22 protein-coding genes are annotated in these 22,638 nt (G+C 61.1%); 12 read left to right on the top strand and 10 right to left on the bottom strand.

Annotated elements, in window-relative coordinates; genetic code table 11:
- Positions 1–78: 78 nt before the first annotated feature.
- Positions 79–1,101, bottom strand: a complete 1,023-nt coding sequence (locus tag ACM6I0_RS03525) for a DMT family transporter (RefSeq protein ID WP_414921461.1) — start codon at positions 1,099–1,101, stop codon at positions 79–81.
- On the opposite strand from ACM6I0_RS03525, the gene ACM6I0_RS03520 reads away from it, so the two are divergent.
- The 11 genes from ACM6I0_RS03520 to ACM6I0_RS03470 all read left to right on the top strand — a co-directional run bounded on the left by ACM6I0_RS03520 (position 1,096) and on the right by ACM6I0_RS03470 (position 12,473).
- Positions 1,096–1,659 (top strand): helix-turn-helix domain-containing protein, encoded by a 564-nt coding sequence (locus tag ACM6I0_RS03520; protein WP_414921460.1) that lies wholly within the window; start codon positions 1,096–1,098, stop codon positions 1,657–1,659. The genes ACM6I0_RS03525 and ACM6I0_RS03520 overlap by 6 nt on opposite strands.
- Positions 1,660–1,815: 156 nt before the next feature.
- Entirely contained in the window at positions 1,816–3,015 is a 1,200-nt protein-coding gene (locus tag ACM6I0_RS03515) for an SfnB family sulfur acquisition oxidoreductase (RefSeq protein ID WP_285435877.1), read from the top strand.
- 10 nt (positions 3,016–3,025) lie between these two features.
- The gene (locus tag ACM6I0_RS03510; protein ID WP_414921459.1) at positions 3,026–3,463 is read left to right on the top strand and encodes an acyl-CoA dehydrogenase; all 438 of its coding nucleotides are present in this window, start codon (positions 3,026–3,028) and stop codon (positions 3,461–3,463) included.
- Positions 3,463–4,866 (top strand): LLM class flavin-dependent oxidoreductase, encoded by a 1,404-nt coding sequence (locus ACM6I0_RS03505; protein ID WP_414921458.1) that lies wholly within the window; start codon positions 3,463–3,465, stop codon positions 4,864–4,866. Before ACM6I0_RS03510 ends, ACM6I0_RS03505 begins: the two co-directional genes overlap by 1 nt.
- Before the next feature lie 354 nt (positions 4,867–5,220).
- Entirely contained in the window at positions 5,221–6,126 is a 906-nt protein-coding gene (locus tag ACM6I0_RS03500; RefSeq protein WP_414921457.1) for an AMP-binding protein, read from the top strand.
- Positions 6,123–6,899 (top strand): ABC transporter ATP-binding protein, encoded by a 777-nt coding sequence (locus tag ACM6I0_RS03495; RefSeq protein WP_285435883.1) that lies wholly within the window; start codon positions 6,123–6,125, stop codon positions 6,897–6,899. The genes ACM6I0_RS03500 and ACM6I0_RS03495 overlap by 4 nt, the downstream gene beginning before the upstream one ends.
- Positions 6,899–7,780 (top strand): branched-chain amino acid ABC transporter permease, encoded by an 882-nt coding sequence (locus tag ACM6I0_RS03490; protein ID WP_285435886.1) that lies wholly within the window; start codon positions 6,899–6,901, stop codon positions 7,778–7,780. The genes ACM6I0_RS03495 and ACM6I0_RS03490 overlap by 1 nt, the downstream gene beginning before the upstream one ends.
- A gap of 4 nt (positions 7,781–7,784) precedes the next feature.
- The gene (locus ACM6I0_RS03485) at positions 7,785–8,834 is read left to right on the top strand and encodes a branched-chain amino acid ABC transporter permease (protein WP_285435888.1); all 1,050 of its coding nucleotides are present in this window, start codon (positions 7,785–7,787) and stop codon (positions 8,832–8,834) included.
- A gap of 25 nt (positions 8,835–8,859) precedes the next feature.
- Positions 8,860–10,200, top strand: a complete 1,341-nt coding sequence (locus ACM6I0_RS03480; RefSeq protein WP_285435889.1) for an ABC transporter substrate-binding protein — start codon at positions 8,860–8,862, stop codon at positions 10,198–10,200.
- 3 nt (positions 10,201–10,203) lie between these two features.
- Positions 10,204–10,971: an ABC transporter ATP-binding protein gene (locus tag ACM6I0_RS03475; protein WP_285435891.1), complete on the top strand. Its 768-nt coding sequence runs from the start codon at positions 10,204–10,206 to the stop codon at positions 10,969–10,971.
- A gap of 14 nt (positions 10,972–10,985) precedes the next feature.
- Positions 10,986–12,473, top strand: coding sequence for an FAD/NAD(P)-binding protein (locus tag ACM6I0_RS03470; protein ID WP_285435892.1), 1,488 nt, complete (start codon positions 10,986–10,988; stop codon positions 12,471–12,473).
- Between the two features lie 62 nt (positions 12,474–12,535).
- On the opposite strand, the gene ACM6I0_RS03465 is transcribed toward ACM6I0_RS03470, so the two are convergent.
- The 8 genes from ACM6I0_RS03465 to ACM6I0_RS03430 all read right to left on the bottom strand — a co-directional run bounded on the left by ACM6I0_RS03465 (position 12,536) and on the right by ACM6I0_RS03430 (position 19,655).
- Entirely contained in the window at positions 12,536–13,270 is a 735-nt protein-coding gene (locus tag ACM6I0_RS03465) for a substrate-binding periplasmic protein (protein ID WP_414921456.1), read from the bottom strand.
- Between the two features lie 1,010 nt (positions 13,271–14,280).
- The gene (locus ACM6I0_RS03460; RefSeq protein WP_285435896.1) at positions 14,281–14,844 is read right to left on the bottom strand and encodes an NUDIX hydrolase; all 564 of its coding nucleotides are present in this window, start codon (positions 14,842–14,844) and stop codon (positions 14,281–14,283) included.
- A gap of 2 nt (positions 14,845–14,846) precedes the next feature.
- Positions 14,847–15,599 carry a GntR family transcriptional regulator gene (locus tag ACM6I0_RS03455; RefSeq protein ID WP_090185187.1) on the bottom strand — a complete coding sequence of 251 codons (753 nt, stop codon included), beginning with the start codon at positions 15,597–15,599 and terminating at the stop codon, positions 14,847–14,849.
- Positions 15,600–15,685: 86 nt separating this feature from the next.
- The gene (locus tag ACM6I0_RS03450) at positions 15,686–16,075 is read right to left on the bottom strand and encodes a carboxymuconolactone decarboxylase family protein (protein ID WP_008059553.1); all 390 of its coding nucleotides are present in this window, start codon (positions 16,073–16,075) and stop codon (positions 15,686–15,688) included.
- 136 nt (positions 16,076–16,211) lie between these two features.
- Positions 16,212–16,697 carry a flavin reductase family protein gene (locus ACM6I0_RS03445; protein WP_090185184.1) on the bottom strand — a complete coding sequence of 162 codons (486 nt, stop codon included), beginning with the start codon at positions 16,695–16,697 and terminating at the stop codon, positions 16,212–16,214.
- Positions 16,698–16,709: 12 nt separating this feature from the next.
- On the bottom strand, positions 16,710–18,191 hold the full coding sequence (locus ACM6I0_RS03440) for an aldehyde dehydrogenase (protein WP_285435902.1): 1,482 nt from the start codon (positions 18,189–18,191) through the stop codon (positions 16,710–16,712).
- Positions 18,188–19,021, bottom strand: coding sequence for an alpha/beta fold hydrolase (locus ACM6I0_RS03435; protein WP_090185179.1), 834 nt, complete (start codon positions 19,019–19,021; stop codon positions 18,188–18,190). Before ACM6I0_RS03435 ends, ACM6I0_RS03440 begins: the two co-directional genes overlap by 4 nt.
- A 43-nt stretch (positions 19,022–19,064) precedes the next feature.
- A complete protein-coding gene (locus ACM6I0_RS03430) occupies positions 19,065–19,655 on the bottom strand; it encodes an amino acid synthesis family protein (protein ID WP_285435904.1) in 591 nt (196 codons plus the stop codon).
- Positions 19,656–19,984: 329 nt separating this feature from the next.
- On the opposite strand from ACM6I0_RS03430, the gene ACM6I0_RS03425 reads away from it, so the two are divergent.
- Positions 19,985–20,182: a hypothetical protein gene (locus ACM6I0_RS03425; RefSeq protein ID WP_285435905.1), complete on the top strand. Its 198-nt coding sequence runs from the start codon at positions 19,985–19,987 to the stop codon at positions 20,180–20,182.
- Positions 20,183–20,306: 124 nt separating this feature from the next.
- On the opposite strand, the gene katG is transcribed toward ACM6I0_RS03425, so the two are convergent.
- Positions 20,307–22,562, bottom strand: coding sequence for a catalase/peroxidase HPI (gene katG / locus ACM6I0_RS03420; protein WP_414921455.1), 2,256 nt, complete (start codon positions 22,560–22,562; stop codon positions 20,307–20,309).
- Positions 22,563–22,638: the final 76 nt, after the last annotated feature.

Raw genomic sequence — 22,638 nt, 5'->3', positions numbered from 1 at the left:
CCTCAATGGACGCTCTGCGTCCGCTCGTGGGACGCGGAGCGTCCCGGGCTGCATTCCCACGCGGGAGCGCGGGAACGATCAGTGCTCTGATTCACGCTCCAGATCAACTTGCGCCTGGGACACGGACTTGGTCTTCAACTCACTGACAATCACCGCTGCCACAATCAACCCCGCGCCCACCAGCGCAATTGCCGGCAACCGCTCCCCGGCGATCCTTCCGACAATCCCGGCCCACACCGGCTCCCCTGCATAAATCAGTGTCGCCCGGGTCGGCGAGACGCTTTTCTGCGCCCAGTTCATCGCCACCTGAATCGCTGCGCTCGCCGCGCCCAGGCCCAGTGCGCTGCACAACAGCAACCATGAGAAGTCGGGAATCACTTCCCGAGTCGGCACCACCATCAGGAACGACAGCACCGAGGTGGTCGCCAATTGCACCACCGTCACTCGGCGCACATCGACCTGTCCGGCATAGGTGCTGATCAAGATGATCTCTGCGGCAATCGCCACGGCGCTGATCAACGTAGCGATTTCACCCGGGCTGAAATTGAACGAAGCACCGGCAGGCCCCGACAGCAACATCAACCCGGTAAACGCCAGCATGATGCCGATGCTCGGCATCAACCCCGGACGCCGCCCCAGCACCAGCCATTGCAGCAACGGCACGAAGGGCACGTACAACGCGGTGATAAACGCCGATTGACTGCTGGGAATGCTCTGCAACCCCACGGTCTGCAGGCCATAGCCGAGCATGATTGCCACACCGATAAAGGCGCCGGCCTTGAGTTCGAACAGGGTCAGTTCCCGCAGGTGTCGCCAGGAAAACAGCGAAACAATGATCGCCGCCGCGGCAAAGCGCAGGCCGACAAAAAACATCGGCCCGCTGACGGTCATGGCGTGCTGCACCAGAAGGAATGTCCCGCCCCAGACCATCGTGATCAGCACCAGCACGCACTCGGCCTTGCTGAACCGCGAGAAACGGGGAGAAGTGTGAGAGGAGTTCACCGACGTCATGACCTTGCGCGCTACCTGAGGGGGACGCACAATGCGCCGAATGTTGCGCAGTATACTGCCCAACCCCACCAAGTGAGCAATATAGTGCACAAAGATTCTCCCCCGCGGGCTTCGGTCCTCCAGCACGTCAGCCACAACGTTCGACGCTTGCGCCATGCCGCCGACATGAGCCAGACCGCATTGGCTGAAAAGTCCGGTGTCAGCCGGCGCATGCTGGTGGCCATCGAGGCCGGCGAGAAGAACGTCAGCCTGACCACCCTCGACCGCGTGGCCGAAGCGCTGGACGTGGCGTTCAGCGACCTGATCCAGGCCCCGGATGCCCGCGACCCCAGCCGCATCAACGAGGTGGCCTGGGCCGGAAAGATTCCCGGCAGCAAAGCCGTTCTACTGTCCAAAGCCACCGCCACCCGAGAAGTTGAACAATGGGAGTGGTGCCTGCAACCGGGAGAAATCTACCCCTCGCAACCGGATGCCGAAGGCTGGAGCGAGCAGATTTTTGTCTTCGAAGGCTGCCTGACGTTGATGCTGGGCGAAACGCCGCATGAGATCGCCGCCGGCGAGTTCTACATGTTCGCCAGCGACCAGCCCCATGCCTATCGCAATGATGGGTTGGTGGCTGCGCGGTTTGTGCGAAATGTGGTGATCTAACTGTTTGCCGATCAACACTTGATAGACACTTTGTTGATTTAAAGCTGATGAGGTTTCTCTAAATTATTCATTAAGCTGTTGAAATTAAACGGTATTAATTTCAGGCACGACTCCTGCAAAAGCCCTGGTGCATTCATCAGAATCCCGGAGTCGCCCATGACAGCCTCTGCCCAACCCCGCACCGCCCACGTGATCCGTTCGGACGCCGAAGCCATCGCCGTCGCTCACAAGCTCGCCGCGCGCTTCGCCATCGAGGCCAGCGTCCGCGACCGCGAGCGACGTTTGCCGGTCGCCGAGCTCGACGAGTTCTCCGCCAGTGGCCTCTGGGGCATCACCGTTCCCAAGGCCTACGGCGGCGCAGGCGTTTCCTATGTGACCGTCGCAGAAGTGATCAAGATCATTTCCGCCGCCGACTCGTCCCTCGGCCAGATCCCGCAAAATCACCTCGGTGTGCTCGACATTCTGTTGCAAACCGCCACTGAAGAGCAGAAGCGCTACTACTTTGGCAAAGTCCTGCAGGGTTATCGCTTCGGCAACGCCTTTTCCGAATCCAAGAGCAAACATGCCGGCGCGTTCGAAACCCGTATCCGGTTTGATCAAGACACCGCGCAAATCGATGGTGAGAAGTTCTACTGCACCGGCGCCTTGTTTGCGCACATCGTGCCGGCGGTGGCGGTCGATGAAGAGAACAAGGCGTTCATCGCGTTTATCGAGCGCGACACGCCCGGCCTGACGGTGATCGACAGCTGGGACGGTTTCGGCCAGCGCACCACGGCCAGCGGTGGCGTCACCTTGAACGCGGTCAAGGTCCCGCTCAGTGCCGTGATCCCGGCGCACAAGGCGTTCGACGAACCCACCGCCGACGGCCCGATCTCGCAGATTATTCAAGCCGCCGTGGATACCGGCATCGCGGTGGGCGCCCTGGAAGAAACCAAACGCTACGCCCGTGAAGCCCGGCCATGGATCGACAGCGGGCAGGATCACGGCTGGCAGGACCCGTTCAGCATTGCCGCGATTGGCGACCTCGAATGGCGCGTCCACGGCACCGAAGCGATCCTGAAAAAAGCTGGCCACGCCGTCGACGCGGCATTGCTCAATCCCAACGAAGACACAGTGGCGCACGCTTCAGTGGTGGTCGCCCAAGCCAAAGTGCTGTCCGCCGAAATCGCCTTGCTTGCCAGCAGCAAGCTCTTCGAACTGGCCGGCACCCGCTCGGTACTCGGCAAATACAACCTCGACCGGCATTGGCGCAACGCTCGCACCCACACCCTGCACGACCCGGCACGCTGGAAATACCACCTGATCGGCAACTACTTGCTCAACGGCGTGAAGCCTGCGCGCCACGCCTGGAACTGAGGAGCCCACCATGAACGCCTTGACCCAACCGATAGTTGCCGGGCAGCCCCTGGCCAAAAGTCAGCATGACCTGCACAACGCTCGCAGCTTGCTGGATGCAACGTTGCGGTTTGTCCGCCAGCAAAAAAATGTCGCAGAGGATCCTTACATCATCAGCCGTTTCGGCGATTTGCACATCCGCATTGAAGTCGCCGCCGCGCTGCTCGAACGCGCTGAAGATTTCTTGGACAGTCACCAGGACGATACGGAAATCAGTCTCGCCGTTGCCGAGTCGCACCTGGCCAGCGCCGACGCGCTCAACGCCGTCAGCAATGCTGAATTCGAACTCACCGGGCAACGCACGGCGTTGCCGGGGTCGCTACACGATCCGCTGCGCTGGAAACTCCACCTCATCGGCAACTTTCGCCTCAACGGCATCCATCCCCCAAGCGTTCGGAGTGCTGTTTGATGGCCCGTGAAATCCGCCTCAACGCTTTTGACATGAACTGCGTCGGCCACCAGTCGCCGGGGTTGTGGGCGCATCCACGCGATCGCTCATGGCAATACAAGGATCTGGAGTACTGGACCGATCTGGCGAAAATTCTCGAGCGTGGCAAATTCGACGGCTTGTTCATCGCTGACGTGCTGGGTATTTACGACGTCTACAACGGCAACGGTGATGCGGCGATCCGCCAGGCGGCACAGGTGCCGGTCAACGATCCGCTGCAACTGATCCCGCCGATGGCGCTGGTCACCGAGCACCTGGGCTTTGGCCTGACCGCTTCGCTGTCGTTCGAGCATCCGTATCCGTTCGCCCGGCGCCTGTCGACCCTCGACCATCTGACCAAGGGCCGCGCCGGCTGGAACATCGTCACCTCGTATCTGGAAAGCGGTGCGAAGAACCTCGGCCAGAAAGCCCAGACTGAACACGACGCGCGTTACGACTACGCCGAGGAATACCTGGAGGTTTGCTACAAGCTCTGGGAAGGCAGTTGGGAAGAGGGCGCCATTGTGCGTGATCGCGAACGGCGGATTTTCAGCGACCCGAGCAAAATTCATGAGATCCGCCATGTCGGCAAACACTTCCAGGTGCCGGGCATTCACCTCTGCGAACCCTCGCCGCAACGCACGCCGGTGCTCTATCAGGCCGGTGCATCGAGTCGCGGCAAACAGTTTGCCGCCGAACATGCCGAGTGCGTGTTCGTCGCCGCACCCTCGAAAGTGCTGCTGAAGAAAACCGTGGCCGACATTCGTCGACGCGCCGCCGAGGCCGGTCGCGATCCGTCGAAGATTCTGATCTTCAACCTGCAAACGGTGATCCTCGGCGAGACCGATGCCAAGGCCAAAGCCAAGTTCGAGGAATACAAAACCTGGGTCAGCTACGAGGGCGCGATGGCGTTGATTTCGGGCTGGACCGGGATCGATTTCAGCCAGTTCAAACCGGATGAAGCGCTCAAGCATGTGCACACCAACGCGATTCAATCGGCGGTGGAGGCGTTCTCCACGGCAGACCCGAACAAGGTCTGGACGCCTAACGAGTTGGCCGATTGGGTGGGCATCGGCGGGTTTGGTCCGTTGTTTGTGGGCAGCCCCGAGACGGTTGCCGATCTGCTGCAGGAGTGGGTTGAAGAAACTGATGTCGACGGTTTCAACCTGGCCTATGCGCTGACTCACGAGACCTTTGTCGACGCCGTGGAATTGTTGGTGCCGGAGCTGCAGAAGCGCGGCGTGTACAAGACCGACTACGCGCCGGGGACTTTGCGCGAGAAGTTGTTCGGGGAAGGGCCGCGATTGCCGGAGATTCATCCGGGGGCGGGGTATCGGGACCTGGGAGTGTTGCGACAGCAGGAAAAGAAAGTGGTGTCGGCCTGAACTCATTCAATGTGGGAGCGAAGTCGCATGCAAATACCAGGTACACCAGAGATCCAATGTGGGAGCGAGCCTGCTCGCGATGAGGCCAGTACATCCAGCATTGATGTTGTCTGACCGACCGCTATCGCGAGCAGGCTCACTCCCACAGTTGACCGAGTCGTACACAAATGATCGTTCCCACGCTCCGCGTGGGAATGCATCTCGGGACGCTCCGCGTTCCCTGCTCCAAAAGCAGACGCAGAGCGTCCATGGCGGCACTCCCACGCGGAGCGTGGGAACGATCATCAGCGCCGTTAAATAGATTTCAGCCCAGCGGACCACCGCACGCTTTTGCCCATGAACAGGAGGTCACCCATGAGCGTGCACGAACTCAAACGTCCGCCCGTCGCGGACACCGCCCAATGGCGGGTCGAGCTGCCCCAGGCGCTGGAGCAACTGCGCCATTGGGCGCAGGTCAGTCCGTTGCAACCGGCGTTGCGCCACAAGCGCCACGGTCAGTGGTTTGTCTGGCGCTGGATCGATGCCTTGCGTGATGTCGAGCGCCTGGCCGACGGCTTGCGCCAGCAAGGTTTTACCGAAGATTCGCGCCTGGCCCTGAGCGGTGCTTTCGAACCGAATCTGATACTGCTGGCCCTCGCCGCGCAGCACCTGGGCGGGCAATCGCTGACGTTGCCGGACAACCTCGATCCCCCAACCCTGCGCAAGATTCTGGGGCGCAGTCGTCCCACTCACGCCTTCGTTCAGGATCGGCAGACGCAACAACGGTGGCTGGAGCAGGGCCAGACGCTACTGGATTTCAACCGGTTACTCGGTCCGGTGGACACCCCGCAACGCCTCAAGCGTTGGAGCCAAAGCACGCAACTGTGGAGCGAAGAGGGCACGCAATGGCAAACCGGCCTGACGGTGTTGCTTGAGCAATGGCTGAGCAGCGGCCACTCCCTGGCCTTCCCGGAAAGCCTGGGCAGCGCCAGCCGGGATCGTCGCGAAGTCGCGCCCTCGGGGTTACTGCTGTCCGCCGAACGCTTGCAACGATTGGCCGATGAAATCGACAGTCGTCTCGCCCCACACGGCACCTGGCGCCGCCGCCTGTGCGAGTGGGCCATCGCCCACCCGGAAAAAGGTCTGCAACGCCTGATCAAAAATCGCGTTCGCCGACTGCTCGGTTTTCACAACCTGCATTTCATCTGGCAAGCCACCCGCACCCCACACACTCAACCGACGCCAACCTGGCTCACCGAATTCAAACGGGACATCGCATGAGCTCGACAGATTCCATCCTGCAAGTCAGCGGTATTTCCCTGTCGTTCAAAGGCGTGAAGGCGATCAATGAATTGTCGTTCGAAGTGCGCCGAGGCGAGATCTGCGCGCTGATCGGCCCTAACGGTGCGGGCAAGAGTTCGCTGCTGAACGTACTGAACGGCGTGTACCGGTTTGACGCCGGTTCGATTGTCTTTGAACAGCAGCCGTTCACCCACATCGATCCCTTGACCGCTGCGCGGCGGGGCATCGGCCGCACATTCCAGAACAACGCGCTGTTCAAGAAGATGAGCGTGATCGACAACATCCTGACCGGGCTCTCGCGGCACATGCGCAGCCGCTTCATCGAGCAGGCGTTGAACCTGCCGCGAGCCCGGCGCGAAGCCGAAAACTTCCGCCAGCAAGCCCAAGCCATTCTCGAATTCCTCGAACTGCAAGCGCACCGCGATGTGCCGGTCGGCAACCTTTCCTATGGCCTGCAAAAACGCGTGGAGCTGGGCCGCGCCTTGATCGCCGGGCCGCGCCTGTTGCTGCTCGACGAGCCGATGGCCGGGATGAACGCCGAAGAAAAACAAGAGATGGCCCGTTTCATCGCCGACATCAATCGCGACCTCGGCATCACGGTGGTGTTGATCGAGCACGACATGAGCGTGGTCATGGGCTTGTCCGACCACGTCGTGGTGCTCGATTACGGACGCAAGGTCGGCGACGGCACGCCCGCCGAAGTGCAGGCCGACCCCGAAGTGATTGCGGCTTATCTGGGAGTGGTGCACTGATGACGTTTTTCTTTGAAACCCTGCTCGGTGGCCTGCTCGCCGGGACCATGTACTCGCTGGTCGCCATCGGCTTCGTGCTGATCTACAAGGCCAGCGGCGTGTTCAATTTCGCCCAGGGCGCGATGCTGCTGTTTGCCGCGCTGACCTTTGTCAGTCTGCACGATCAAGGTGTGCCGTTTGCCCTGGCGTTGTTGCTGACCGTGGCGGTGATGATCATCGGTGCGCTGCTGATCGAACGGCTGGTGTTGCGGCCCCTGGTCAATCGCTCGCAGATCACCTTGTTCATGGCCACGCTCGGACTGTCGTTCATCATCGAAGGCCTGGCGCAGGGCTTGATGGGCTCGCAGGTGCGGGCGCTGGACCTGGGCATCGATGACGTGCCGCTGTTTATCGGCGGCCTGATGGTCAGCCAGTTCGACCTGATCGCGGCGGCGGCCGCCATCGTGTTGGTGACGGTGCTGGCGTTGCTGTTCAACAAGACCCGCATGGGCGTGTCGTTGCGCGCGGTGGCCGATGACACCACCGCCGCGTTATCGATTGGCATCAACCTGAACCGCATCTGGCAGATCGTCTGGGCGGTGGCGGGCATTGTCGGCCTGGTCGCCGGATTGCTCTGGGGCGCACGCCAGGGGGTGCAGTTTTCCCTGTCGCTGGTGGTGCTCAAAGCCTTGCCGGTGCTGATCATCGGCGGATTCACTTCGATTGGTGGGGCGATTGTCGGCGGGCTGATTGTCGGCGCCGCGGAAAACCTCGCCGAAGTGTACGTCGGCCCGCTGATCGGTGGCGGCATCACGCCGTGGTTCGCTTACGTCCTGGCCCTGGCCTTCCTGTACATCCGTCCCGCCGGCCTGTTCGGCGAGCGCGCCATCGAGCGAGTCTGAACCCATGACGATTTCCCTTACCCGCGAAACCGCGCCGTCGGTGTTGATCGAGCGTCGTATGCCGATTGGCCTGGGCGCTTTGCTGTTGATCGCCTTCGTCGTCGTGCCGCTGACTGGCAATGACTATTGGCTGAACGCCATTCTGATCCCGTTCCTGGTGTTGTCCCTGGCCGGGCTCGGCTTGAACCTGCTTACCGGCTACACCGGCCAGACGTCGGTCGGTGCGGCCGGGTTCATGGCGGTCGGGGCGTTTGCCACTTATGGCTTCCTGCTGCGCTTGCCCGAACTTGGCCTGCCGGTGGCGCTGCTCGGCGGCGGGCTGATCAGCGCCGTGGTCGGTTTCGTTTTCGGCTTGCCAAGCTCACGGATCAAGGGTTTTTACCTGATGGTCACGACCCTGGCCGCGCAGTTCTTTCTGGAGTGGTTGTTCGTCAAATTTCCCTGGTTCTACAACTACGGATCCTCCGGGACCATTTCTGCGCCAAAACTGGCGTTGTTCGGCCATGACCTGAACACACCGCTGGGTCGTTACCTGCTGACCTTGACCACGGTGCTGGTGCTGACCTGGGTCGCGGTGAATCTGGTGAAAAGCCAGATCGGCCGCAACTGGATGGCGATTCGCGACATGGACACCGCCGCCGCGGTAATCGGCATTCCCGTGGTGCGCTACAAACACCTGGCGTTCGCCGTCAGCTCCTTCTACCTGGGCATCGCCGGGGCGCTGTGGGCCTTCGCTTATCTGGGCACCGCCAGCGCCAGCAGCTTCGATATCAATCGCTCATTCCAGATCCTGTTCATCATCATTATCGGCGGCATGGGCAGCATCTCCGGCAACTTTGTCGGCGCGGCGTTCATCAGCCTGCTGCCGATCCTGCTCAGCCACGCCGGGCAGGCGCTGTTCGGCGGTTCCGTGGACGCCGGCCAGTTGCAGAACCTGCAAAAAATCATCTTCGGCGTGCTGATCATCGTGTTCCTGATCAAGGAACCGGAAGGTCTGATCCGCCTGCTGAGCAACCTTCGTGACCGGCTTAGCCACTGGCCGCTGCGCTTCTGAATTCCTCAACGATTAGAGAGACAACATGCGTACATCCTTGAAACGTTCGTTGGTGGGCGCCGCTCTGGCGCTGGCGGTTTATGGCGCTACGGTGCCGATGGTCCAGGCATCGCCGGACCAGCAATTCTTCCCGTTGGCCACGTACCGCGTTGGCGCGTATGCCTCCAGCGGCGTGCAGGTCTGGGCCGGCATGCTCGATTACCTTAACTACATCAACGAGGTGGAAGGCGGGATCAACGGCGTCAAACTGGTCTGGCAGGAATGCGAAACCGAGTGGACGGCGGAGAAGGGCATCGAATGCTACGAGCGCTTCAAGAAAGGCCTGGATGGCGCGCCAGTGGCGATCTATTCGCCCAATGGCGCCCCGGCTGCCTATGCGCTGAGCGAGCGGGCAGAGGTCGACAAGATTCCGTTGATCACCCTCGGCTATGGCCGCACCGAGGCCACCGACGGCACGGTGTTTCCCTACAACTTCCCGGTGATGCTGACGTTCTACAGCGAGGCGTCGAGCCTCATCAATTACATCGCCCAGCGCGAGGGCGGTTTCGACAAACTCAAGGGCAAGAAGATCGCCACGGTGTACCACGACTCGGCGTACGGCCGGGAAACCCTTGGGCCGCTGAAGTTGCTGGCCGAGAAGTACGGCTTCGAAAACATCCAGATTCCGGTGGCCGATCCGGGTAACGAGCAATCGTCACAGTGGCGGCAGATTCGTCAGCAGAATCCGGACTGGGTTTTCCTGCGCACCTGGGGTGTGTCGACGCCGGTGGCGGTCAAGACGGCGGCACGCTTCGGCTTTCCGGTGGACCACATCGTCGGTGATATCTGGGCCAGCTCCAGCGAAGATGTACTGCCCGCAGGCGCTGCCGCCAAAGGCTATCTGGCGCTGACGCCATACCCGGCCGGCACCGATTTCGAGATCCACAAACGCCTCAAGCAATACATCCTCGACAAGGGCAAGAGCGACCTCAAGGACCTGAAGAATTTCGGCAGCGTCTACTACAACTCAGGGCTGGTGAACGCCGCCGTGATGGTGGAAGCGATCCGCACCGCCCAAGGCAAATTCGGCAAGCGGCCGCTCAACGGCGAGGAAGGACGCTGGGGCCTGGAGCACTTGAACATCGACGACGCGCGACTCAAGGACATGGGCTATCTGGGCCTGATGCAGAACCTCAAGCTGTCCTGCAAGGATCACGAGGGCGGCGGTTCGGCGCGGGTGCAGCAGTGGGACGGCGCGAACTGGACGCTGATCAGCGACTGGATCGCCGCCGACCGTGCCCTGTTGCGGCCGTTGATCGACGAAAAATCGGCGGCGTTCGCCAAGGAAAAAGGCCTGACGCCGCGCACCTGCACCGGAGATGAATAAGTCATGAACCAAGCCGCCAGCGACATTGCCGTCCCTGACCTGTTGCGGGTCAAAGACATCGAAGTCATTTACGACGGCGCGATCCTGGCCGTGGCCGGGGTGTCGCTGACCGTGCCCAAGGGGGGCATCGTCGCGCTGCTCGGTGCCAACGGCGCGGGCAAAAGCACCACGCTCAAGGCGATATCCGGGTTGGTGCGGGCTGAACGCGCAGAGGTCAGTCGCGGGGGCATCGAGTTTCTCGGGCGCGATACCGCAGGCGTCGATCCCAGCCTGCGGGTGCGCCAAGGCATGGTCCATGTGCTCGAAGGCCGCCACGTGTTCCCGCAGCTGACGGTCGAGGACAACCTGCGCAGTGGCGGGTTTGTCCGGCGTCTAAGTCGTCAGGACATGGCCCATGATCTGGAACGGATCTACACCTGGTTTCCGCGCCTGAAAACCAAGCGCAAGACCCAGGCCGGATTGACCTCTGGCGGCGAACAGCAAATGGTCGCCATCGGCCGGGCGTTGATGACGCGTCCTACTTTGGTACTGCTTGACGAACCTTCCATGGGTTTGGCGCCTATTATCGTCCAGGAGATTTTCGAGATCGTCGCCCAACTCAATCGTGACGAGCAGGTGAGCTTCCTGATTGCCGAGCAAAATATTAACGTGGCACTCAAGTACGCATCGACGGCTTACGTCCTCGATACCGGCCGCGTGGTGCTGTCCGGCAGCAGCGAGTCGTTGCTGGCGCGGGGCGATCTGCACGATTTCTATCTAGGAAAACATTGACCAGTGAGAACGCCATGACTCAAACCCCAAGCGGACAGGCGACCGACGCCATCCGCCACGCGGACATCCTGATCGTCGGCGGCGGCCTCAGCGGCGCGATGCTTGCGGCGCAGTTGTTGCGCTTGCCTGGCCACCGCTCGGTGCTGGTGATCGAGCCCCGCGCCGAACTTGGCCGGGGCGAGGCGTACAGCGCGGTCGAACTGGGCCATACGCTCAACGGCAACGCAGCGCGCATGAGCGTCGACCCGGACAACGCCGATGACTTGACCCAATGGCTGACCGATTACATTGCCGCCGGTGGCTGGCCGGAGTCGGATGAACAGCATGTGCCGGTCAGTGAGTTGTTCCCGCCCCGCGGGCTGTTCGGTGTGTACGTGCAGCAGCGTCTGGCCGAGGCGCAAGCGGTGGGGGCGTTGAACGGTTCAACGGTCGAGCATGTGCGGGCCGAAGTGGTCGACTTGCAAACCGGGGACGATTCGGTGCTGCTGAGCTTGAGTGACGGGCAGCGTCTGCAAGGGGCTTACGCGGTGTTGGCCACGGGAATGTTTCCCGCTGCTCGCACGCCGCAGACCGAGTCCAGCGGTTTGAACGCGGCGGCGCTCGACCCGTGGGATGTGGCCGCCATGCGCCGGCTCAACCCGCAATCGACGGTGCTGATCATCGGCTCGGGCCTGACCATGGTCGATGCCGTGGTGTCGCTGGAACAGGCCGGGCATCGCGGGCCGATCGAAGTGTTTTCCCGGCATGGCTTGCTCCCGCACGTGCGCCGGCAACCGCCGGCCTGGGCGGATTTCCTTGCCGAAGATCCAAGCATTCGCACCCCACGCCAACTGGTGCGCGAACTGCGTCGGCATTGCCGGGACGCCATCGCCCAAGGCATCGACTGGCAAGCGCCGCTCGATACGGTTCGGGCGCATATCGGCCGGTTGTGGAATCAGGCGACGGATGTGCAACGCCGGCAGTTTGTGCGTCATGTGCGGCCGTGGTGGGAAAGTCATCACCACCGCTCGCCACCGTTGAGTGCCGAGTTGGTGGCGCGGTTGCACGAGCAAGGGCGATTGCGGATTCACGCCGCGTCGTTCAAGGGGCTGGAGCCGACAGTCGCGGGGCAGGTGAGCATTCGCATCCGCCGCCGTGGCGAAGTTGAAACCACGGTTGTCAGCGGCGCGGCGTTGATCAATTCCAGCGGCATCGAATACGACTGGCGTCGTGTCGCCCGGCCGCTGCCACAGCAACTGTTGGCGCGCGGATTGATTCGACCTGGGCCGTTGGCGTTGGGTATTGCGGCCGCAGCCGATGGCGCGGTGCTGGACGCCGAAGGGCACGTTGCCAGCCGGTTGTTCGCCATGGGGCCACCGCTGCGCGGCATGTGGTGGGAAAGCACGGCCGTGACTGATGTCGCGAGCCAGGCAAAAAATCTCGCCGCCCGCTTGGCCAAAACACGCCCCTTGCAGGAGTTGTCGAGCGGTGTTGACGGAACTCCAGATGGCACTAGGCGGTGAATCAATAGCGCTGATAGGCCGAAAGGGTGAAACCAGGACCGAAGGTGTTTTTCATTCCATCATCAGCGGGGTGTGTGCTCGCTTAGCCAACGCTGTTTGAGGTGTTCGAGGCGGCCATCGCGGCTCATCTCATCAAGCGCCTGTTGCCAGCGGATGACCTGACGCGTATCGGTCTGCGGGGAAAAAGCGATGTAGGTGCCTTGCTTCATCAGCGGCATCTGGTAATGCAATTGGGTGGGTGGCAACCCTTCTTCACGGGCTATCGTCGCCACGGAAAGGGTATCGGCCACTACAAAATCGGTGCGACCAAGGCGCGCCAGACGCATCATTTGCTCGGGCGTTTCCACTCCATACAGGTTGGTCAGACCTTGTTTTTGCAAGTAGCTGTAAGCCAGCCATTTACGCGGGACGGCGATACGGCCCAGGTTCTTGACGTCCTGCAAACTGCGCACCGGTTGTTGGATGTCGCGTGCGGCATAGAGGGCGATTTCGACGTCCATCAGTGGACCGACCCATTGGTACTGTCCTTCGCGTTCGGCGCTACGCAGCACGGTAAACACGCCGGTGGCAGGCTCGGTGGCGGCAACGCGTAAGGCGCGCAGCAAGGGCATTTGTTGCAGATGCACTTGATCGCCGGTGCTTTCGGCCAGTGCCTGCACCACATCCACACCGAACCCCACCAGTTTGCCATCTTGTTGGAAATGCAGGGGTGGGTGGTTGTCGGTGAGCAGGTTGAGGTCGGCTGCGAGGGTGGTAAAGCTCAGGAAAAACAATAGACAGGCGGCAATGCGCTTCATGAATCGTCCTTGATTGAATGAGGTGCAAATATTAGTACGTGCTTGACGCGACTGTCCTGACGAATTGTCGGACTATTGCGTCAGATTTGAGGATTTATAGGCTGGGGGGCATTTTGTTTGTAGGTGTACATATCCGTTGTTGCGGTAACGGCGGCTTAGGGTTTCGCCCTTACGGCGACTCACTTTTTTTGACAAACGCCTCAAAAAAAGTAAGCAAAAAAAAGGCTCGCCCCGGCGTCCGGCCCCTCGCTTAGGCTCGGTGTTCCTTCGCTCCGACATTCATCTGGGGGCATCGCCTCCGGTCGGCTTCGCTTCGACCTCCTCTCGATGTGTGCGGCTTCGCCGCACGGCGCTACGCGCCTACCCCCCAGATGAATGCCTCCACTCAGCCTGCCGAAGGGGCGGGTAGATCAAGATCAAAAGCAGGCGAGCTACCGCTCGGCCTGTTGAGTGGTGAAAAGCGGGGGTACACCTCGATTTACTGTGGGAGCTGGCCTGACAGCCGACCAGCCTCCTGCAGGTGTGCACCAAACCCTGTGGGAGCTGGCCTGCCAGCGATGACGACCTACCAGCCGACCAATCTCTCGCAGCTGTACAAAATTCAATTGTGGGAGCCGGCCTGCCAGCGATGGCGCCCTGACAGCCGACCAATCTCCTGCAGATGTACACCAAACCCTGCGGGAGCCGGCCTGCCAGCGATGGCGCAGTCTCCTGCAGATGTACACCAAACCCTGTGGGAGCTGGCCTGCCAGCGATGGCGGCCTGACAGCCGACCAGCCTCCTGCAGGTGTGCACCGAACCCTGTGGGAGCTGGCTTGCCAGCGAAGACGCCCCGCCAGCCGACCAATCTCTCTCAGATGCATCCGAAGGGGCGGATAAATCAAAATCTAAAGCAGATAAAGACAATAGATGAGCAACTACGCCTGCTCTAACAGCAAGCGCCGAGCCCCAAATCCATAAAAGCGTTCAGGCGTCATGACGCGCCCTCAAGACCACTAGCCGCATGCCCACTACCGAATGAAGTGAATCTTGCCGGTGTCATCGTTGCCGATGTAGATGCCGTAGACCCCGGCCTGGCGTTCTTCGATATAGCGTTCGAGTATTTGCCGGATCGCCGGGTAATAGATGCTGTCCCAGGGAATGTCCTCGGGTGCGAAGAATTTGTAGTCGAGGGTTTCCGGGCCGTATTGGCCGGTTATCTCCAGCGCGATGGCGCGGAAGATGATGTACACCTCGCTGATCTTCGGCACGCTGAAGATCGAGTAAGGCGAGAGAATTTCTGCGCGTACGCCGCTTTCTTCCCAGACTTCGCGCAACGCGGCTTGTTCGGTGGTTTCGCCACCTTCCATGAAGCCCGCCGGCAGCGTCCATGTGCCAGGGCGCGGTGGAATCGCGCGCTGGCACAGCAGGTACTTGCCGTCCTGCTCGATGATGCAGCCGGCGATGATTTTTGGATTGACGTAATGGATGTAGCCGCAGCCGTTGCACATCAGGCGCTCGTGCGTATCGCCCGGCGGCAGCTGCGACTTCAAGTCATTGCCGCCGCACTTTGGACAAAAGCTCGGGCTGAACATGTTCAGCGGCCTATGCGCGGTTCTTTGAGCGCGATCGGCAGGGTGATCTCGGGGATTGCCCCGGTTTCTTCCTGTTTGCGCTTCAGGTAATCCAGCGCCACGGCGGCAGCGGCGCGAACGTGGTCGACGCACGCCTGGTGAGCGGCCAGCGGATCGCCGCTCTTGATCGCTTCAACCATGCGCTCCATCTCCTGATTGCTCGAGCCGCGACGGTTTTCCTGGGACACCGAGGTCGCACGCAAGTAGCTGATGCGCGCCTGCAACTGGCGCAGTTGAGTGGCCGCGACATGGTTGCCGGAGCCTTCGAGCAGCACGTCGTAGAAACCCTGAACCGAATCGATGACCTGTTGCAGTTCGCCATCCTTGAGGGCCTTGCGGTTTTCCTCGAGGGCTTTCTCCAGGGCCTTGATGTTCTTGGCCTTGGCGCGAAGGGTGAACAACTGCACGATCAGCCCTTCAAGCACGCAACGCAGCTCATAGATATCAACGGCATCGGCGAGGGTAATAATGGCGACCCGTGGCCCTTTGGCATCGGCGAACTCCACCAGACCTTCGGATTCCAGGTGACGCAAGGCTTCACGCACCGACGTGCGGCTGACCCCGAGGCGATCGCACAGGTCGCGCTCGACCAGACGGTCTCCCGGCAGTAGCTGGAAGTTCATGATGGCGCTTCGCAGTTTATCCAGCACGATTTCGCGCAGGGTAACGGGGTTGCGATTGACCTTGAAGCTGTCGTCGAGTGGCAGGCGTTTCATGGGGTCCGCTCTGAATGTGGCTGTCCATGCAAAAAGAGCACTACGATCCAGGATCATCGTGCTCAGGTCATCACAACAGCCAAGGGTTAACTGGAGGCCTCGGCATCGGCTTCGGCGAACGCTTCACGGGCAAGCCGGAAACTGTCTACGGCAGCGGGGACACCGCAATAAATACCGACCTGAAGCAGAATTTCGCGTATTTGTTCACGACTCAGCCCGTTACGCAAGGCGCCGCGTACATGCAGCTTGAGTTCGTGAGGCCGATTGAGGGCCGAAATCATGGCCAAGTTTATCATGCTGCGTTCTTTAAGCGACAAACCCTCACGGCCCCAGACGTGGCCCCAGCAGTACTCGGTGACCATCTCCTGCAGTGGCCGGGTGAAGTCGTCGGCGTTCTCGATGGAACGGTTCACATAAGCCTCGCCCAGCACCTGAGTGCGGATTTTCAGGCCTTTTTCATACTTCTCGTTGCTCATCTTCATCATCCTTTCACCGCAGATCCCCTGTGGGAGCGAGCTTGCTCGCGATGGCGTCAGCTCATTCAACATCTATGCAAGCTGAACCACCGCTATCGCGAGCAGGCTCACTCCTACAAGGGTTTGTGTAGACCTTTCAGGCCAGCGCGGGCAGGGGGCCCAGTTTGCCTTTGTGGTAAATCATCGGCGTGACGGGTTGCTCGGGCAGAATCAGATTCTTCACCGCGCCGACGATGATCGCGTGATCACCGCCATCGTATTCACGCCACAGTTCGCACTCGATGATCGCCGTGGCTTTGCCCAGCAGCGGATTACCCAGCTCGCTCAGGTGCCATTCGATGTGTTTGGCCTTGTCCTTGCCTTTGCTGGCGAACGCATAGGCTTCGGCGGTCTGGTCGGCGGACAGCAAGTGAATCGCGAACTGCTTGCTGTCGCGCAGGATCGGGTACGTGTCCGAGGCGTAGTTGGGGCAGAACAGCACCAGTGCCGGGTCAATCGACAGCGCACTGAAGGCGCTGGCGGTGATGCCGACGATGCCGCCGTCCGGGTCCAGGGTGGTGACCACCGTGACCCCGGAAGGGAACGAGCTCATGACGTCTTTGTAGATGCCGGGTTCGATCATTTCGCAAATCTCCTAGCGCATCACAAATGGATCAGGCATTGGCGCCTGGGACAGGTTGATCCACACCGTTTTGAGCTCGGTGTAGGCCAGCACCGAATCGATGCCGCTTTCGCGTCCATAACCGCTGTTCTTGAAGCCACCGATCGGCGCCATGGCTGATACGGCACGGTAGGTGTTGACCCAGATGATCCCGGAACGCACGTCTCGGGCCAGGCGATGGGCACGGCCCAGATCGCGTGTCCAGATGCCGGCAGCCAGACCAAACTGGGAGTCGTTGGCAATCGCCAGCGCTTCGGCTTCATCTTTGAAGCGAATCACCGACGCCACGGGGCCGAAGACTTCTTCCTGCATGATCTTCATCGAGTTGTGGTCGCATTCGAACAAGGTCGGCTCATAGAACCAGCCTTCTCCCAGGTTCTCTGGACGCTTGCCACCCAGGCGCAGGCGGGCACCTTCGGCGATGGCGTCGGCGACTAGTCCTTCGACCACGGCCAGTTGCTGTGCGGTGGCCATCGGGCCCATTTCGCTGCTGTCTTCCTGCGGGTTGCCAATACGGATGCGTTTGGCACGCTCCACCAGGCGCTCAACGAACTCGTCGTAGATTTCATCCTGAACCAACAGGCGCGAGCCCGAGACGCAGCTTTGACCGGACGCAGCGTAGATCCCGGCAATGGCGCCATTGATTGCGCTGTCGAGGTCGGCGTCGGCAAAGATGATGTTCGGCGACTTGCCGCCCAGTTCCAGCGACAGCTTGGCGAAGTTCTCGGCGCTGCTGCGCACCACATGCCGGGCCGTGGCCGCGCCGCCGGTGAAGGCAATCTTGCGCACCAGCGGATGGCGGGTGAGGGCGGCGCCAGTGCTTGGGCCGTAACCGGTGACGACGTTGACCACGCCCGGTGGAATGCCGGCTTCCAGCGCCAGGCGGGCCAGTTCCAGAATGGTTGCCGAGGCGTGCTCGGACGGCTTGATCACGATGGTATTACCAGCCGCCAGGGCTGGCGCCAGTTTGATTGCGGTCAGGTACAGCGGGCTGTTCCAGGGAATGATCGCGGCGACCACGCCCATGGCTTCGTGCACGGTGTAGGCAAACAGGTCCGGCTTGTCCAGCGGCAGGGTGCCGCCTTCAAGCTTGTCCGCCAGGCCTGCGGTGTAGTGGAAAAATTCCGGTAGGTAACTGACTTGACCACGGGTTTCACGAATCAGCTTGCCGTTGTCGCGGCTTTCCAGCTGCGCCAGGTGTTCCTTGTTTTCGGCAATCAGATCGCCCAGGCGGCGCAGCAATTTGCCCCGCGCCGTGGCGGTCAGGCCGCGCCAGGCAGGGCTGTCGAAAGCCGTCTGTGCGGCCTGTACGGCGCGCTCGACGTCGGCTTCGTCGGCGTCGGGCAGTTCGGCCCAAGGCTCGGCCAGCGCCGGGTTCAGGCTTTCGAAGGTCTTGCCGGAGAGGGCATCGACCCATTCACCGCCGATGCACATCTGGAAGCGTGCGAGTGTCATGCAACGATCCCCTTGATCTGGTTTTGTCGGGAGTGCGCGTTGTCGAGAAATTCCAGCAACAGCTGGTTGACCAGGCGCGGCGATTCTACGGGCATCATATGCCGCTGCTCGGCGAGCACGGCAACGGTTGCACCCGGAATATGTGCGGCCAATTGCTCAGCCATTTGCGGTGTCGAACCCGGATCCAGTTCGCCGGTGGCGACCAGCGTCGGCACCTGGATGCTGCCCAGATCCTCCGCGCGGTACATGTCCTGGGTGGCGAACAGTTCGTAAGTCGTCAGGTAACCCTGGGGGTCATTACCGGCCAGGGTCTGACGCAGGGCAGCGATCTGTGCCGGATTGGCAGCCTGGTATTCACGGCTGAACCAGCGCGACAGCGCGGCCTCGGCGTTGGCATCCGGCCCGTGTTCGGCCGCCTGTGCGGTGCGGGCAATGACGCCGGCACGTTGCTCGGCACTGCGATTGAACACGCTGTTGAGCACGACCAGGCCTTGCAGGCGTTGCGGGTAATGCAAGGCAAACGCCCGCGCGACCAATCCGCCCATGGAAAAGCCGATCACCGTCACCTTGGGCAGTTGCAGGTGGTCGAGCAACTCCAGCAACTGATCGGCATAGCCAAGCAGCGGCGTGCCGCTTTCCGGGCGCGGGCTGGCGCCGTGGCCGAGCATGTCGTAGGCAATCACGCGGTATTTCGTGGCCAGGCCAACGACCTGGCCGCCCCACATTTCTTTGTTCAGGCCCACGCCGTGGATCAATACCACGGGCTGGCCTTGGCCGGTCGCCAGGTAACTGGTGCCAGCCGGGGTGCGTTCAGCGGTGAGCCGAATCATGGAGCGCTCCTGCATGCCTTTTTGTTGTTGTGACCGACCGTGATTACTGAGCTTTCTCGGCAGCCAGTTCTTCCAGATCGATGTAACGGTTGCCGATACGCGGGTGCAGGCGGCCGCCATCGGCGCAACCCAGGACCACCACGATTTCGTCGGCACGCGGCGCATCTTCGATCTTCATTTCCAGAGTGATGTAGTGCGAACGCAGGCCTTCGTCGTCCTTGTGCATCATCGGGATCTGGATCGAGGTGCCCGGGCCGCCGCGCTTGTTGGTGAAACTGAGGTAGCTTTTGGCCTTGACCGCTTCACGGTAATGGTTGCCGAAGCGCAGGGTATGGATGACCGCCGAGGCGTGCTCGATCTCGCCATCGGCACCGACCACGGCCGCCTTGCCGTAGGCCTCGATTTTTTCGGCACCACCGATGATGCCGACCAGACGCTCAACCATCAGTGCACCGAGGTCAGAGCAGTTGGCGCGGATTTCCGGTTTCAGGTCTTCGACGAAGCCGCGACCCAGCCATGGGTTTTTCATGACGACGGCCAGGCCGACCATGGTGACGGGCTTATCGGTGGCCTTGCCGCCTTCGATGAAGGTCTCTTCGACATAGCTGACGATCTTGCGGATTTCGAAACTCATGAGCTGCTCCGTATGAGGTTTTGGGGTGTCTGTGCGTATGATGGTATACCATAATATAGGTTGTGCAAGCGCCAGATTCAATTTGCGTCAGGAAGGCGACAAAAAGCAGGCGAGGGGATAGCTGGCCGGATGGCTGGGCAGGAAAGTCACGCCCCGACCGTTCATCTCGTAAGCGCCATCGGACAAGCGCTGCCTGGACATTTGTGGCTTAATGCCACCACTGGTCGGCTTAAACGTCATCCGTGTGAACGGTCTCGATTGGCAGGTATCCATTTGCCTGAGACGAATACAGGGGGGGCACCATGAGAGAAGCACAGAGAAGATTGGCCATGACCGCGTGGAGCAAGTTGTTTGCGCTGCCTGCAAACCTCATCAGTGCAGAGGAAAGGTACTTCAGGTTACTGAGGACGGCGGATGAGATGGAACGCGCTGATCTCATCACTGCCGACGAGTGGCGCAAACTCGTCCAGCAGGCCGGCATGGCGCTTGCCACGACGGCGGAGTGCATGGGCGGCACGGGGCATTAAGCTTGCGCACATGGCAGGAAGGTTTCGCCGATTTCGGCCTTGCCGTGTAAAAGAATGAGGCCGCCGCGATCCGTATCACCGGGTCGCGGCGGCCCGTTCAAGGCCTCACAGGTTCACGATTGCATCACTTCACGTCGAAGCGATCCAGGTTCATCACCTTGGTCCACGCCGCCACGAAGTCTTTGACGAATTTCTCCTGCGCGTCACTCGTCGCATAGACCTCGGCCAACGCGCGCAACTGCGAGTTCGAGCCGAAGACCAGGTCAACGCGTGTCCCGGTCCATTTCACGTCCCCGGTTTTGCGGTCACGTCCTTCGAACTCTTCGTTGTCTTGGGACACGGGTTTCCATTCCACGCTCATGTCCAACAGGTTTTTGAAGAAATCGTTGGTCAGTGCCTCCGGCCGCTGTGTGAATACACCGTGGCGGGTTTGTCCGACGTTGGTGTTCAGCACGCGCAGGCCGCCGATCAGCGCGGTCATTTCCGGTGCGGTCAGGGTCAGCTGTTGCGCCTTGTCGATCAGCAGCTGCTCGGTCGGTACGCGGTAACGGGTTTTGAGGAAGTTGCGAAAGCCATCGGCGACCGGTTCGAGGAAGCCGAACGACTCGACATCCGTCTGCTCTTGCGAGGCGTCCATCCTTCCCGGCGTAAACGGCACCGTGACGCTGAGGCCAGCATTTTTCGCCGCTTGTTCGATGCCGGCATTACCGGCCAGCACGATCAGATCCGCCAGCGAGACTTTCTTGCCGCTGTTGTTGAACTCGCTCTGAATGCCCTCGAGTTTGGCCAGCACATTGGCCAATTGCTCGGGCTGGTTGGCTTGCCAGAATTTCTGTGGCGCCAGACGCAGCCGACCACCGTTGGCGCCGCCGCGTTTGTCGGAACCACGGAAGGTGGAAGCCGCCGCCCAGGCCGTTGACACAAGCTGCGCAACGCTCAAGCCCGACGCCAGGATTTTGCTCTTGAGTGCGGCGGCGTCACTGTCGTTGATCAACGGGTGATCGACCGCTGGAATCGGGTCTTGCCAGAGCAGCTCTTCGTTCGGCGTTTCCGGGCCGAGGTAGCGTGAGAGGGGGCCCATGTCACGGTGGATCAGTTTGAACCAGGCGCGTGCGAAGGCATCGGCCAGTTGATCCGGATTGGCCAGGAATCGCCGTGAAATCGGCTCATAGATCGGGTCGAATCGCAGCGACAGGTCGGTGGTCAGCATGGTCGGATTACGGCGTTTGGACGGGTCGTGAGCATCTGGAATGATGCCGGCACCGGCGCCGTTTTTTGCCACCCACTGGTTCGCTCCCGCCGGACTTTTGCTCAGCTCCCACTCGAAGCCGAACAGGTTTTCCAGGTAGTTGTTGCTCCATTTCGTGGGCGTGGTGGTCCAGGTCACTTCCAGGCCGCTGGTGATGGTGTCTGGGCCTTTGCCGGTGCCGAAGCTGTTTTTCCAGCCAAAGCCTTGTTGTTCAAGACCGGCGGCTTCGGGCTCGGCGCCGACGTTGTCGGCAGGCCCTGCGCCGTGGGTTTTGCCGAAGGCGTGGCCGCCAGCGATCAGCGCCACGGTTTCTTCGTCATTCATTGCCATGCGCGCAAAAGTTTCGCGAATGTCTTTACCGGCAGCGACCGGGTCGGGGTTGCCTTCCGGGCCTTCCGGGTTGACGTAGATCAGGCCCATTTGCACGGCCGCGAGCGGGGTTTCCAGGTTGCGTCCCTGGTCGGTACGGCTCTCCTCATTTTCCCCCGGCTCAGCCACCAGCGGGCCTTCGCCGGGCTCTTGCATCGGTTCTTTGTGCTTGCCGTAGCGCACGTCGCCGCCCAGCCATTTGTTTTCCGAGCCCCAATAAACGTCTTCATCCGGTTCCCAGACGTCGGGACGGCCACCGGAAAAACCGAAGGTCTTGAAGCCCATGGACTCCAGCGCGACGTTACCGGTGAGGACGATCAGGTCAGCCCAGGAGATTTTCCGGCCGTATTTTTGCTTGATCGGCCAGAGCAGGCGGCGGGCCTTGTCGAGGCTGACGTTATCCGGCCAGCTGTTGAGCGGTGCAAAGCGCTGCTGGCCAGAGCCGGCGCCGCCACGACCGTCACCGGTGCGGTAGGTGCCTGCAGCGTGCCAGGCCATGCGAATGAACAGAGGCCCATAGTGGCCGAAGTCGGCAGGCCACCAATCCTGGGAATCGGTCATCAGCGCAGTCAGGTCTCTTTTGACCGCCGCAAAGTCCAGGGTTTTGAATTCTTGTGCATAGTTGAAGCCTTCGTCCATGGGGTCGGACAGGGACGAGTGCTGGTGCAGGATCTTCAGGTTCAGTTGGTTCGGCCACCAATCGCGGTTCGTCGTGCCACCGCCAGCGGCGTGATTGAACGGGCATTTCGATTCATTTGCCATGTGCGAGCTACCTTTGGTCGTGTTCATCCGGCTATCCGGCCCGGGATTGGGCGTCAGATAGCAACGAGCGAAATTC

Origin of the sequence: Pseudomonas sp. IT-P294 (assembly GCF_949767865.1) — a bacterium.
Classification (GTDB): domain Bacteria; phylum Pseudomonadota; class Gammaproteobacteria; order Pseudomonadales; family Pseudomonadaceae; genus Aquipseudomonas.
This window is presented reverse-complemented; position numbering and strand designations above follow the sequence as displayed.